The sequence below is a fragment of the Saccharopolyspora sp. NPDC045839 genome (assembly GCF_056431645.1).
In genome coordinates, this window is sequence record NZ_JBWKKH010000002.1 from 550,798 (window position 1) to 563,506 (window position 12,709).

The window sequence follows — 12,709 nt, forward strand, 5'->3', positions numbered from 1 at the left end:
GATCTCGCGGGAAATCGACGCCACCGGACACCGGCCGGTCAGCTGCCGAGGCCGATGCCGCGGTTGTCGAGGAAGCGCAGCCAGCGACCGCGCCGCCCGCCGGTCTCGTCGGCCCGGGCGAGGGCGCGGCGGGTGTACTGGACCAGCGGCCAGCGCAGGGGTTCCGGCGGGAACGGGATGGGCCGGTCGCGCACCATGCGCAGCCGGGTGCGTTCGGTGTCCTCTCCCCACAGCAGGTCCAGCGCGGTCTGCGCGCCGAAGCGGGACGCCGCCACGCCCAGGCCCGTGTAGCCGACTGCGTGGGCGACCCCTCGGTCGCAGCCGATGACCGGCGTGAACCGGACCGTGGAGTCGATCGGCCCGCCCCAGCGGTGGGTGAAGCGCAGCCCCTCCAGCTGGGGGAAGGTCCGGAAGAAGTTCCGCGCCAGCGCGCGGTGCGCGGCGTCGTGCCGGGCCAGGGCCGGATCGGTGCGGCCGCCGTAGTAGTACACCGCGTCGTAGCCGCCCCACAGGATCCGGCCGTCCGGTGTCGGGCGGTAGTAGTGGAAGCGGTTGGCGCTGTCGGTGACGCCCTGCCGGTCCGGCCACCCCAACGAGTCCCACTGCGGTGCCGACAGCGGCTCGGTGACCAGGACGTAGTCCCAGATCGGGAGCACGTACCGGCGGATCGAGCGCAGCGGCGCGGGAAACGCGTTGGTCGCGAGCACGACGCCGCCGGCCCGCACCGTCCCTTGTGGAGTTCTCAGCCGGACCCCGGCATCACGGCGCAGCGCGCGCACGGGGCTGCCCTCGTGGATGCGCACCCCGAGCCGCTGCGCCGCCGCGCCGAGACCCCAGGTCAGCCTCGCCGGGTCGACGAGCCCGCCCGCATCCGGCAGGCGCACGCCCGCCCGGTAGGTCGGCGAGTTCACGTCCGCGCGAATGCCGCCGGCGCCCAGGAACCGCGCCGCCATCCCGTGCTCGCGGTACAGCTCGGCCTCGTCGCTGAGCTCCTCGACCTCGTGGGGCTCGGTCGCGATGCTCGTCTTGCCGCACAGCCGGAAATCCGCGTCGATCGCCTCGTCCCGCACGAACTCGCCGATCGCTTGGAGGTTCTCCCGCCCCAAGCGCACCAACCGGTCGTTCTCCGCCGGCCAGCAGAAGCGACCGTGGGCGAGGCCGTGCGTCAGGGATTCCGACACGAAGCCGCCGTTGCGGCCGCTGCCGCCGTGCCCGAGCCGGTGCGCTTCCAGCAGCAGCACGTCGAGGTCCGGGCGCCGCTGCTTGGCCCGGATCGCCGCCCACAGCCCGGTGAATCCGCCGCCGACCACGACGAGATCCGCGCGGTCGTCGCCGGGCAGCGGATCGCGCGGGGCGGGCGCGTCCGCGCGATCCGTCCAGTACACGGCGATTTCGGCGTCGCGCAACGCCGGGTCGAGCTCGTCCATCCGGCGCTAGTCCCACCACGGGCGGTAGCCGACGCCGTGCTTCGCCACGCGGCTGACGTCTCGGCGCAGTTCCCGGGTTTCGCGCGCGACGCCGGGCGGGAAACCGTGCTTGATCGCCCGGTGCTCGGCGGTCTCGCCCAGGTAGCAGACCGAGTAGAACAGCCCGACCAGCAGGCCCAGCAGGATCGAGGTGAGCCGGATCCACAGCGGACCGGGCATCAGCACGAGGAGGCAGAAGGGCGCCAGCTGGGTCAGGGCGCGCGCGAAGTGCCGCAGCACCCAGGTCGAGCAGGTGACGTCGTGCAGCACCCACTCCGCGCACCGGTCCGGCAGCCTGCCGCCGAAGGCGTACCAGACCCACTGCGCCGGATTGGGTCGGTTGGTCGCCATGTTCTCCAGGCTAGTCTTCGCGATTCCGGTCTCCAGCCGTCCATTCGGCCGGATCCGAGGACGCGGCAATCCTAGGCCCGGCCAGGCGCGGCGCCCGCATCCGGCCGGAAATGCGTCCCGCGACACACCTGGGGGATACCGGTAACGAAGGCCGCTCCTGATCGATGTTATGGGCAGAAGGGGTGAGTGATCGTGTTCGTCGTCGTTGTCGCCTTGTTGCTCGTGCTTGTCCTGGGTGCCGTCATGTTCACCGACGTGCTGGACCGCAAGGGTTCGCCGAGCCGTGGCCTGAAGAACGCCGTGGCCCAGTTGCGGCGGGACCTCCGCCTGCTCGGCCACCGCTGATCGTCCAGAGTGGACTCCGGCCTCGCCTCGCGGCGAGGCCGTTTCCGTTCCCGGCTCCACCGCCCGCAACCCTCCCACCAGCGATGATCTTGCAAATCGCCGGCCAGGGGGCTGGTCACGCGGGCCGGCGGTGACGTAGGGTGCGACCGGCCGCCATCACTCGTTCGGGTGAAGGCGACGCCGCGAACAGACCAATCGGCCGGACAGGTGGGTGGCAGAAGTGGGTAATTCGTCGTTGCCGCGAGCCCGCACTCGGGGCCGCCACCGGCGGGTGGAACCCAAGACGTGGCAGCACGCCACTCCCCCGCGGGTGATCGGCTACGCGGTCGCGGTGTTCCTCACCGTGATCGCGGTCAGCAGCGCCTACCACCGCACCGACGCGCCGCAGGCGGTGCCGGCTCCGCAGCCGGCCGCCGCCCAGCCCGCCGCGCAGCTCCTCGCTCCGCAGGTCACGGCCACGGCGCCGGACCTGGCTCCCGCGACGCCGGAACCGCGGCTGCTCGCCAGCGAAACCCCGGACCCGGCTCCCGCCAAGACACCGGTCACCGAGCGGCAGACCGAGGAAGCCCCGGAGACGACGAAGGCGCCGAAGCCGACCACTAAAACCTCGGCGCCCGCGGCGACCTCGCAACCGGAGGAGCCGAGCCGGACCACGCAGCCGTCCGACGAACCGGCGCCGACCACGCAGCCGTCCGAGCCGCCGAGCGAGACCGCCCCGCCGTCGCAGCCCGAGCCGCCGAGCGGCTCCGAGCCCGAACGCCCGGGCCTGCTGCCCGCGATCGGCGGCATCGTCGACGGGCTCACCGGTCCGCTGCTGAAGCCGTAGCCGTCGCGACCTCGGCATCCCGGTGGGACAGTTGATCCGGAGGTGCCGAGATGGACACAGTCGCGATCACCGGCGGGACCGGACACCTCGGGCGTGAGCTGGTGCGCCTGCTCAAGCCCGCGCACCGGGTGCGGATCCTGACGCGCCGCCCCGGCACCGATCCCGAGCTGGAGTGGGTGCAGGGCGACCTCGCCACCGGTGAAGGGGTCGCCGAAGCGGTGGCCGGCGCGCACACCGTGGTGCACGCGGCGACGTATTCCCCCGCCGCCCAGCGCGGTTTCATGCACCCGGTCGACTTCTGGCGCAGCCCACCCGATGTCGACGTCGACGGCACCAGCCGGTTGCTCGAAGCCGCCGCGGCCGCCCAGGTCCGGCACTTCCTCTACGTCTCCATCGTCGGCGTGGACCGGCCGGCCATGCCCTACCTGCGGCTGAAGCACACCGCCGAGGAGCTGGTCAGCGTCGCCGACGTGCCGTGGTCGATCGCGCGGGCGACCCAGTTCCACTGGCTGCTGGACCGGATGCTCAACCGCGCCGCCCGGCTCCCCGTGCTGCCGCTGCCGGGCACGCTGCCCACGCAGCCGGTCGACACCCGCGACTTCGCCGAGTACCTGGTCGAATGCATCCGCGATGGTGCCGGGCAGCGGCGCGAGGACTTCGGCGGCCCGCAGGTGCTCACCCTCCGCGATGCGTTGCGCACCTGGCAGCGCGTCCGCGGCACCGACCGCCGGGTGATCAACGTGCCCGCGCCGCGGCGGCTGCGCCGGATCGCCACCGAGATGACCTGCCCCGGCGGTCGCCGCGGCAAGATCAGCTGGGCCGACTGGCTGCAGTCGCACCCCGCGGAGTGACCGCCGCGCGGCACGCTCCGGCCGCTCTCCTACGATCTGAGGCGTACGGAGTACGGAGAGGGTGCGATGGCGACGGAGTACAGCGGCGGCGGAGATCCGGCACGCAGCCTGGCGCTGCTGTGGCGGACGCAGGACGGGCCGACCAGCGGGCGCAAGGGGCGGTCCGATCTGGGCGTGGGCCGGATCGTGCGGGCGGCGATCGAGATCGCCGACACCGACGGGCTCGCTGCGCTGTCCATGCGCCGGGTCGCCGACCACCTCGGCGTCGGCACCATGTCGCTGTACACCTACGTGCCGGGCAAGGCCGAACTGATCGACGTCATGCTCGACACCGCCTACGGCGAGACCGCCCGCCCTGAGCCCGGCCCCGCCTGGCGAGACCGGTTGGCGCAGGTGGCGCGGGAGAACTGGGCGATGTACCACCGGCATCCGTGGATGCTGCAGGTCGCGGCCGGGCGCGCCGTGCTGGGGCCGAACGCGATAGCCAAGTACGACTACGAGCTGGGCGCGGTCGCGGAGCTCGGGCTCACCGACGTCGAGATGGACTCCCTGCTGAGCCTGGTGCTGGGGCACGCCGAGGCCGCCGCCCGGCGGTCGGTGGAGATGGCGCAGGCCGAGCAGCGCAGCGGGATGAGCGACGAGCAGTGGTGGCAGGCGCACGCCCCGCTGCTCGGGCAGCTGGTCGACCCGCAGCGCTACCCGACGGCCACCCGGGTCGGCGCCGCCGCGGGCGAGGCCCACGGCTCGGCGCACAACCCGGAGCACGCCTTCGAATTCGGCCTGCAGCGGATCCTCGACGGCATCGAGGCGTTCGTCGCGGGCCGCGGCTAGCGGTCAGGCGATCTCGACCAGCCTGGACCCGCAAGCGAGCTCGCCGCCGGTCGTCGGGAAAGCCGGGGAACCTACCCGGCGTCTGAGATCTTGACCAGCATCTTGCCGGTGTTCTCGCCGCGCATCATGCCGAGGAACGCCTCCGGGGCGTTGCGCAGGCCCTCGACGACCGTCTCCCGGTAGCTGATCTTGCCGTCGCGCAGCCAGCCGCCGACCTCGGCGAAGAACTGGTCCTTGCGTTGCGCGTGGTCGATGACGATGAAGCCCTGCAGCTTCAGGCGCTTGGAGACGATCTTGAACAGGTTGTTCGGGCCGGGCTTCGGCTCGGCGTTGTTGTACTGCGAGATCATGCCGCACTCCGCCACTCGGCCGAAGTCGTTGAGCACCTCGATGGCGGCCTCCAGGTGCTCGCCGCCGACGTTGTCGAAGTAGACGTCGATGCCGTCGGGCGCGGCGGCCTTGAGCTGCTCGACGACCGGGCCGTCGTGGTAGTTGAACGCGGCGTCGAAGCCGAGTTCGTCGACGAGGTAGCGGACCTTCTCGGCCGACCCGGCGCTGCCGATCACCCGGGACGCGCCGCGCAGCTTGGCGATCTGCCCGGCCAGCGAGCCCACCGCCCCGGCGGCGCCGGAGATGAACACCACGTCGCCTTCCTTCTGCTCGGCGATGTCGGCGAGCCCGACGTAGGCGGTCATGCCGGGCATGCCGAGCACGTACAGGTAGGCGCTCAACGGCGCGACCTGCGGGTCGACCTTCACGGCGTGCTTGGCGTCGAACGTCGCGTAGTCCCGCCAGCCGAAGTAGTGCAGCACGAAGTCACCGGGCTGGAAGCCCTCGGCGTTGGCGGCGACGACCTCGCCGACCGCGCCGCCCTGCAGCGCCTTGCCCACCTCGAAGGGCGGCACGTACGACCTGCCCGCGTTCATCCGCCCCCGCATGGCCGGGTCGACGCTCATCCAGACGTTGCGGACCAGCAGCTCGCCGTCGCCCGGCTGCGGCTGCTCGACCTCGACGACGTCGAAGTTCTCCTGCGTCGGCCAGCCCTTCGGGCGGGACGCGAGGCGGATCTCCAGGCCCTTGCTCATCGTTGCTCCTCCATCGGTGCGGTCGACACCGACCATACATAAAGTGTCAGTCGCTGCCAATTGTCGCTACGTGACTTATGTCGTCCTCTGGCATAATGACGGGCATGAGTGCCCCGACCGACCAGGGTGGCCTGCGCGCCCGCAAGAAGCAGCGCACGCGGGCCGCGCTGATCGACGCGGGCCTGGACCTGTTCCTCACGAAGGGCTACGACGCGACGACCATCGACGAGATCGCCGCCGAGGTGGAGATCTCGTCGCGCACGTTCTTCCGCTACTTCGCCGGCAAGGAGGACGTCGCGCTGGCCAAGGGCGACGAGTTCGACGAGCTGGTGCTCGAAGCCCTCGCCGCCCGGCCCGCCGCAGAACCGCCGCTGCTCGCCCTGCGGCACGCGGTGCTGGCGATGATCCACGAGGCCGCTGCGGATGACGGCGTCCGCCGGTTCCTCCAGGTCCAGCACCTGATCAACAAGACACCGGCGCTGCTGGCCGGCAACCTGCGCCGCGCGGCGGGCAGCGAAGAGCGGCTGACCACCGAGATCGCCGCTCGGCAGGGCGTCGACCAGGCCCACGACATGCGGCCCCGGGTGCTCGTCGGGATGGTCTGCGCGGGCCTGCGCATCGGCCTGGAGACGATGTGCGCCGACCCGCGCCGCGACCTGGAGCGGCTGGTCGAGCTCGCCGAGGAGGCCATCGACCTGGCCACCGCCGGGATCCCGCAGCGCTGGGGCGACGACCCGCACACCTGGTGAACGAGCCGGCTCAGAGCCTCGGCCAGGGGCGCTGCGCGGGGCGGAGCTGCTCGTACGCCCTGGCCAGGGCGAGAGTGCCCAGGTCGTCGAAGCGCTTGCCCGCGATCTGCAGGCCGATCGGCAGGCCCTCCGGGGTCCAGCCGCAGTTGACCGACACCGCCGGCTGGCCGGACATGTTGTAGGGCAGCGTGAACGCGATGTGCTCCATCGCCCGCATCGGATCGCCGGTCGGGTAGGCCTGCTCCGCCGGGAAGGCCGGGATCGGCGCCACCGGGGACAGCACGTAGTCGAAGTCGCGGGCCACCCGGTTGGCCGCCACCGAGATCGCGTCCATCTGGCCGAAGCCGTGGAACACCTCGGCCGCCGAGACGTCCTCGGCGCTGGTCGCCCACTGCGCGATGCCGGGCAGGATCTTGGCGCGGCGTTCGGCGGGCAGCGCCGAGAGGTCGGTGAACGACCGGAAGCGCCAGAACAGGTCCATGCCGTCGAGCATCTCGCGGGACAGGAACGGGTCGATGGGTTCCACCGCCGCCCCGGCGGAGGCGAACAGCTGCGCCGCAGCGGTCACGGCGGCGGTGACCGCGGGCTCGACCGGCAGCCCCACCCGGTGGTCGAGCAGCAGGGCGATGCGCAGGCCGCGCACGTCGCGGTCCAGCCGCGTCCAGTCGACGTCGGCCGGGGGAAGCGCCGTGTGGTCGCGCTCGTCCGGGGCCGACAGCACCGACGTCAGCAGCGCGGCGTCCGCGACCGTGCGGGTCAGCGGGCCGATGACCCGGCCGGGATACGGCGGCGAGACCGGGATGCGGCCGAAGCTGGGCTTGAGCCCGACCACTCCGCACCAGCCGGCGGGCAGCCGCACCGAGCCGCCGATGTCGGTGCCCACGTGCAGCGGCCCGTAGCCCGCGGCGGCCGCCGCGCCCGCCCCGGCGCTGGAACCACCGGGCGTTCGCGTCAGATCCCACGGGTTGCGGGACAGGTGGTGGAAGCTCGACGCGCCCGAGGAGAGCATGCCGTAGTCGGGCATGGTGGTCTTGGCGAAGATCACCGCACCGCCCTCGCGCAGCCGTGCGGGTGCGGGCGCGTCTTCCGCGGCCGGGATCAGCTCGGTGGCCGCGGTACCTTGCGGCACCGGCGTCCCCTTCGTGGCGATGTTCTCCTTGACCGTCACCGGCACCCCGTCCAGCGGCCCGGCCGGTTCGCCGGCGTGCCAGCGCCGTTCCGACGCCTGGGCCGCGGCGCGGGCGCCTTCGGGATCCGGCGCGTAGAGGGCGCACAGCTTGGGCTCGCGGGAATCGACGCGCGCCAGCACCGCGTCGATGGCTTCGACCGGCGAGGCCTCGCCCGCCCGGTACGCCGCCACCAGATCCACGGCCGGGAGGTCGGCCAGCTCTGTCATGCCACGTCTCCTCGTTCGCGTCCGAAGCCCCGAGTCTCGGCCAGCGCGCAGCGCGAGGAAAGTTGGCAACGTGTCCACACCGGCGGCGCGAACCGTGCACAACGTCAGTTGACTCGCGCCGGCGACTGCGGACCACAGAACCGTCCACTGTGGATTCAACGCGCCGGTCCGGCCGAAGTGGATGCCCGGCCGGACCGGCGGTGAACTCCGCGGCTCAGCTCGGACGGCGCGTTCGGCCCCGGGCCCGCAGCTCGACGTTCGGCAGTTCCGGTGCGGGCAGCGCCGGGTCGCCGTAGCCGTGCACGACCCCGAACCGGCCGTCCGGGTCGGCGGCCACGCGGCCGTGCTCCCACTCCGCCCTGGCCTGGGCGACCTCGTCGTGCGAGCGCCCGACGAAGTTCCACCACATGACGATCTCCTCCTCGAACGGGACGCCGCCGAGCAGCATCGCCCGCGCCGGGCCGTCGCCCCGCACCGAGAGCTCGTCCCGGCCGCGCCCGAGGTAGAGCATGTTGCCCCTGGCCAGCGGCCGGTCGTCGACGGAGACGCCGTCGGAGACCGCCAGCACCGCGTGCTCGAACTCCGGCTCCACCGGGAGCCGCAGCGTGCGGCCCGCCGCGATCGACAGGTCCGCGCCGACCAGCGGCGTGTAGGTCCGCGCGGTCGACTCGGCGCCGGCGAGCGCGCCCATCAGCACCGTCACGGCACCGTCCGTCGTGGACAGCACCGGCAGGTCGGCGTGGTTCTCGAAGTGCGGGGCGACGTCGCGCCGGTCTCCGGGCAACGCGACCCACAGCTGCACGCCGTGCAGGACCGGGCCGTGGCCGACCGGCGACTCCTCGGAGTGCGAGATGCCGAAACCGGCCGTCATCAGGTTGAGCTCGCCCGGCCGCACCAGCTGTTCGCTGCCCAGGCTGTCGCGGTGCAGCACCTCGCCGTCGAGCAGCCAGCTCACCGTCTGCAGGCCGGTGTGCGGGTGCGGCGGCACCTGCATGCCCGGCGCGCCGGCGATGTCGGCCGGACCGTAGAAGTCGGCGAAGCACCAGGCGCCGACCATGCGCCGGTCGCGATTCGGCAGGGTCCGGCCCACCATCATCGCCCGCGGGCCGCCCAGCGGCACGGTGCGCGGTTCGAGGAGTTCGCATTCCCGCCCGGCGGCGGTCGCCACGCCGCCGCAGCGCAGTTCGGCCGGATCGTGTTCCACGTTGCTCACCCGGCCAGCCTCCCCCATCCCGCGCTGCGTGCACAATCGACGGGACCGATGCCGATCGCTCGTGGAGGCAGAACGTGACCAGTCCGACCAAGCCCGAGGTCGTGGACAACCCCGACGCCAAGCGGTTCGAGATCCGCGCCGACGGCGAGCTCGCCGGCTTCGCCGAGTACCGGCTGCGCCCCAAGTCCATCGCGTTCGTGCACACCGAGATCGACTCCCGGTTCGAGGGCCGCGGCCTGGGCAGCGCGCTCGTCCGCACGGCGCTGGACGACGTCCGGGAGCGAGGCCTCGCGGTGCTGCCGTACTGCCCGTTCGTCCGCCGCTGGATCAGCACGCACCCCGACTACCAGGACCTCGTCCCCGCCGACAAGCGCGCCGAGTTCGAACTTTGACAGTCCTTTGTGGTCAGTCCGGATGGTGAACCGCTCCGCGCGGCGGGCCTAGGCTGGTGGCGGACCGGAAATCGAGACAACACCGATCGGAGCGCACGTGTCGCAACCGTCCCTGCCCCGCCTCGAACTGGGCCGCAGCGGCCCGCTGGTGAGCGCCATCGGCTATGGCGCGATGGGCCTGTCCGGGGTCTACGGCGCCGCCGACGACGCCGAGTCGGCCCGGCTGCTCGACCAGCTGGTCGACCTCGGCATCAACTTCCTGGACACCGCCGACGTCTACGGCGAAGGGCACAACGAGGAGCTGATCAGCGGCCTGCTGGCGAAGCGCCGCGACGAGGTCGTGCTGGCCACGAAGTTCGGCTCGAACAAGGAGACCGGCGGCGGCCGCCCCGAGTACGTCCGCCAGGCGGTCGAGGCCAGCCTCACCCGCCTGGGCACGGACCGCATCGACCTCTACTACCTGCACCGGCTCGACCCGACCACGCCGATCGAGGACACCATCGGGGCGCTGGCCGAGCTGGTGCAGGCGGGCAAGGTGCGGTACCTCGGCCTCTCCGAGATCAGCGCCGACACGCTGCGCCGCGCCCATTCGGTGCACCCGATCACCGCGGTGCAGCAGGAGTACTCGCTGTTCACCCGCGACCCGGAGGCCGAACTGCTGCCCGCGCTGCGCGAACTCGGCGTCGCGCTCGTCGCGTACTCGCCGCTGGGCCGGGGCGTGCTGACCGGCGCGTTCAGCGACATCTCGGACGTCGAGAACCTCGAAGTCCGTAAGAAGCGGTACCCGCGCTTCGAGGAGGAGAGCCTCCGCCACAACATCGAGCTGACCCGGCCGCTGCGCGAGCGCGCCGCGGACCTGGGGATCACCCCGGCGCAGCTCGCGCTGGCCTGGCTGCTCGCCCAGGGCGAGGACGTGGTGCCGATCCCGGGCAGCCGCCGGATCGAACGGGTGGAGGCCAACATCCACGCCGCCACGACGCGGTTGGACCCGGCGGTCGTGACGGAGCTGTCCGCGAAGTTCCCGCCCGGCGCCGCCGCCGGCGAGCGCTACACGCCCGCCGGGATGGCCCGGCTGGACCGGTGACCACTCACCCGACGGTCGCGCCGAAGACCAACCCGAGCAGGTAGGTCACCGCCGCTGCCCCCGCCCCGATGGCGAGCTGCCGCAGGGCGCGGGGCAGCGGTGCCGCACCGGAGAGCACGCCGACGGTCGCGCCGGTGAGCATCAGCGCGAGCCCCACCAGCACGGCGGCGACCAGGACGGCGAGGCCGCCGGAGAGGCCGAACGCGAACGGCAGCACCGGGACCAGCGCGCCGGAGGCGAAGAAGACGAAGCTGGAGATCGCCGCCTTCGTGCCGGTTCCGACGACCTCGTGGTCGTCGGCGAGCTTGTCGGCCGGCGGCACCGCCGGTTTGGGATTGCGCAGCAGCGCGTCCGCGCGGCGCTGGGCCTCCTCTGCCGACATCCCCCGGGCCCGGTAGACCAGGGCCAGCTCGTTCGCGTCGACGTCGAGGTAGGGCACCACGCTGCGGGCTTCCGGATTCGGGGCCGCCGCGGCCAGCAGTTCCCGCTGGGAGCGCACCGAGATGTACTCGCCGGCCCCCATCGACAGCGCGCCGGCCAGCAGTCCCGCCAGGCCGGTGAGCAGCACCGTCGAGGTCGGCACGTTCCCGCCGATGACGCCCAGCACCAGCGCCAGGTTGCTGACCAGGCCGTCGTTGGCGCCGAACACCGCCGCCCGGAAGGTGCCCGACACGCGGGCGCGCCCGCGCGCGGCCAACGCCCGCACGACTTCTTCGTGGATCCGCTCGTCGGCGGCCATCGCCGGCGGCGCGTCGCGGTCGGAGCCGTACGGCGAGCGGCTTTCGGCGCGCTGCGCCAGGGCGAGCACGAACACCGACCCGAACCGCCGGGCCAGGAACACCAGCAGCCGCATCCGGAACTGGCCGCGCCGCACGGGCCCGACCTCGTCGCCGAGCAGCGCCTCCCAATGAGCGGCGTGCCGTGCCTCGGCCTCGGCGAGGCCCAGCAGGATCTCCCGCTCCTCACCGGAGCGGCGGGCGGCCAGTTCCCGGTAGACCTCGGCCTCCTCGCGCTCGTCGGCGAGCCGTCGCCGCCACCGGCGCACCGACCGCGCATCGGCCTTGCCCGCTCGAGATCCGCCGTCCTGCACGCGCCAAGCCTCCCAGCAGAGATCGCCGTCTTCCACTCGAAGCATACGTCCACTGTGGATTTTCAGCGCCGGATGGGCAGCAGCTCCATCGAATCCGCGAGCACCCGGCGCGGCGTCGGCGGCGTCGGTGCCTCGGACGCCGGCCAGCCCAGCCGCAGCACCAGTTGGGGGTGGCCGGCCCCGCCGAGGACCGTCTCCCGGACCCGATCGCGCTCCTCGTCGACCTCGCCGAGGTGGTTCAGCGGGCAGCCGACCAGGCCGTCGCGCGCCGCGGCCAGCAGGACCGCGCTCAGCGCCTCCCCCACCGCCAGCCAGCTGTCGACACCGTCGCCGCGGGTGGCCAGCACCGCGAACACTGCCTCGTCGCCGAGCACCGGGAGCACCGGCTCGGGATCATCGAGCCCCGCGATCGCGCCCTGGTACGCGGCGGATTCCCGGAACTGCCCGGCCCGCCGCAACGACTCCAGCACGACCGAACGGTGCTCGGCGGCCCGCACCAGGACGCCGTGCTCCGTCTCAGCGGCGGCGTGCAGCTCCGACAGCAGCTCGGGGGCGACGAGCTCCGACCGGAACGACCGCCGCTCGGTGCGCCGCTGCCCCGCCACGCCGGCGAGCGCGACCAGCTCCGGGGCCACCCGATCGCGCGGGCTGAACTGGATCGACGCCAGGTGTCCCGGCTGGGCCGGGTTCGGCAACCGGTGCACCAGCGCCCGCCAGCCGAGCGCGGCGAACGCGATCCGCGCGTGGTGCAGCACGGTGCCGCAGCTGATCACCTGCGCGCGCCCCGTCGGGTCGAGCACCTCGGGCAACCGGGACCGGTCCAGGAACAACTGCACCGATCGCTCGGCGAGCAGCCACCGCCACGGTTGGCAGTTGTGCGCGGAAGGCGCCCGGCACGCCAAGGACAGCGCCGAGCACACGGTGTCGTACGACGGTGCCGAGACGCGTGTCATCCCAGCGCCAACAGCCGCCGGACGCGGCGCGGCAGGCGCGGCAACCACCCGTCGCCGAACCTGCGGCGCGCTCCTCG

General features: G+C 72.9%; 14 protein-coding genes. 7 read left to right on the forward strand and 7 right to left on the reverse strand.

Annotated elements, in window-relative coordinates; translation table 11 throughout:
- Window positions 1–38 precede the first annotated feature (38 nt).
- Window positions 39–1,427 (reverse strand): NAD(P)/FAD-dependent oxidoreductase, encoded by a 1,389-nt coding sequence (locus tag AC07EQ_RS05530; RefSeq protein WP_478386707.1) that lies wholly within the window; start codon window positions 1,425–1,427, stop codon window positions 39–41.
- 6 nt (window positions 1,428–1,433) lie between these two features.
- Window positions 1,434–1,817 carry a DUF5313 family protein gene (locus tag AC07EQ_RS05535; protein WP_478386708.1) on the reverse strand — a complete coding sequence of 128 codons (384 nt, stop codon included), beginning with the start codon at window positions 1,815–1,817 and terminating at the stop codon, window positions 1,434–1,436.
- Window positions 1,818–2,003: 186 nt separating this feature from the next.
- Between AC07EQ_RS05535 and AC07EQ_RS05540 the strand changes: the two genes are divergently transcribed.
- The 4 genes from AC07EQ_RS05540 to AC07EQ_RS05555 all read left to right on the forward strand — a co-directional run bounded on the left by AC07EQ_RS05540 (window position 2,004) and on the right by AC07EQ_RS05555 (window position 4,670).
- Complete coding sequence (locus AC07EQ_RS05540; protein ID WP_478386709.1) at window positions 2,004–2,162, forward strand: hypothetical protein; 159 nt, start codon at window positions 2,004–2,006, stop codon at window positions 2,160–2,162.
- Window positions 2,163–2,433: 271 nt separating this feature from the next.
- Complete coding sequence (locus AC07EQ_RS05545; RefSeq protein WP_478386710.1) at window positions 2,434–2,988, forward strand: hypothetical protein; 555 nt, start codon at window positions 2,434–2,436, stop codon at window positions 2,986–2,988.
- A 50-nt stretch (window positions 2,989–3,038) separates the two neighbouring features.
- Window positions 3,039–3,839: an SDR family oxidoreductase gene (locus AC07EQ_RS05550; RefSeq protein ID WP_478386711.1), complete on the forward strand. Its 801-nt coding sequence runs from the start codon at window positions 3,039–3,041 to the stop codon at window positions 3,837–3,839.
- 66 nt (window positions 3,840–3,905) lie between these two features.
- Window positions 3,906–4,670 (forward strand): TetR/AcrR family transcriptional regulator, encoded by a 765-nt coding sequence (locus AC07EQ_RS05555; protein WP_478386712.1) that lies wholly within the window; start codon window positions 3,906–3,908, stop codon window positions 4,668–4,670.
- Between the two features lie 71 nt (window positions 4,671–4,741).
- On the opposite strand, the gene AC07EQ_RS05560 is transcribed toward AC07EQ_RS05555, so the two are convergent.
- Complete coding sequence (locus AC07EQ_RS05560; RefSeq protein WP_478386713.1) at window positions 4,742–5,755, reverse strand: NADP-dependent oxidoreductase; 1,014 nt, start codon at window positions 5,753–5,755, stop codon at window positions 4,742–4,744.
- A 104-nt stretch (window positions 5,756–5,859) separates the two neighbouring features.
- Here AC07EQ_RS05560 and AC07EQ_RS05565 point away from each other — a divergent pair, with 104 nt between their 5' ends.
- Window positions 5,860–6,504, forward strand: coding sequence for a TetR family transcriptional regulator (locus tag AC07EQ_RS05565; RefSeq protein WP_478386714.1), 645 nt, complete (start codon window positions 5,860–5,862; stop codon window positions 6,502–6,504).
- A gap of 10 nt (window positions 6,505–6,514) precedes the next feature.
- Here AC07EQ_RS05565 and AC07EQ_RS05570 read toward each other — a convergent pair whose 3' ends face one another.
- The gene (locus tag AC07EQ_RS05570) at window positions 6,515–7,900 is read right to left on the reverse strand and encodes an amidase (protein WP_478386715.1); all 1,386 of its coding nucleotides are present in this window, start codon (window positions 7,898–7,900) and stop codon (window positions 6,515–6,517) included.
- Window positions 7,901–8,114: 214 nt separating this feature from the next.
- Window positions 8,115–9,113, reverse strand: a complete 999-nt coding sequence (locus tag AC07EQ_RS05575; protein ID WP_478386716.1) for a pirin family protein — start codon at window positions 9,111–9,113, stop codon at window positions 8,115–8,117.
- A gap of 74 nt (window positions 9,114–9,187) precedes the next feature.
- Between AC07EQ_RS05575 and AC07EQ_RS05580 the strand changes: the two genes are divergently transcribed.
- Window positions 9,188–9,505: a GNAT family N-acetyltransferase gene (locus AC07EQ_RS05580; protein ID WP_397525872.1), complete on the forward strand. Its 318-nt coding sequence runs from the start codon at window positions 9,188–9,190 to the stop codon at window positions 9,503–9,505.
- A gap of 97 nt (window positions 9,506–9,602) precedes the next feature.
- On the forward strand, window positions 9,603–10,589 hold the full coding sequence (locus AC07EQ_RS05585; RefSeq protein WP_478386717.1) for an aldo/keto reductase: 987 nt from the start codon (window positions 9,603–9,605) through the stop codon (window positions 10,587–10,589).
- Between the two features lie 4 nt (window positions 10,590–10,593).
- Here the strand turns inward: AC07EQ_RS05585 and AC07EQ_RS05590 are convergent, their stop codons facing one another.
- Together AC07EQ_RS05590 and AC07EQ_RS05595 are read right to left on the reverse strand one after the other, a co-directional pair.
- Window positions 10,594–11,724 (reverse strand): VIT1/CCC1 transporter family protein, encoded by a 1,131-nt coding sequence (locus tag AC07EQ_RS05590; protein ID WP_478386718.1) that lies wholly within the window; start codon window positions 11,722–11,724, stop codon window positions 10,594–10,596.
- Window positions 11,725–11,741: 17 nt separating this feature from the next.
- Window positions 11,742–12,632: an Acg family FMN-binding oxidoreductase gene (locus AC07EQ_RS05595; RefSeq protein ID WP_478386719.1), complete on the reverse strand. Its 891-nt coding sequence runs from the start codon at window positions 12,630–12,632 to the stop codon at window positions 11,742–11,744.
- Between the last annotated feature and the right edge of the window lie 77 nt (window positions 12,633–12,709).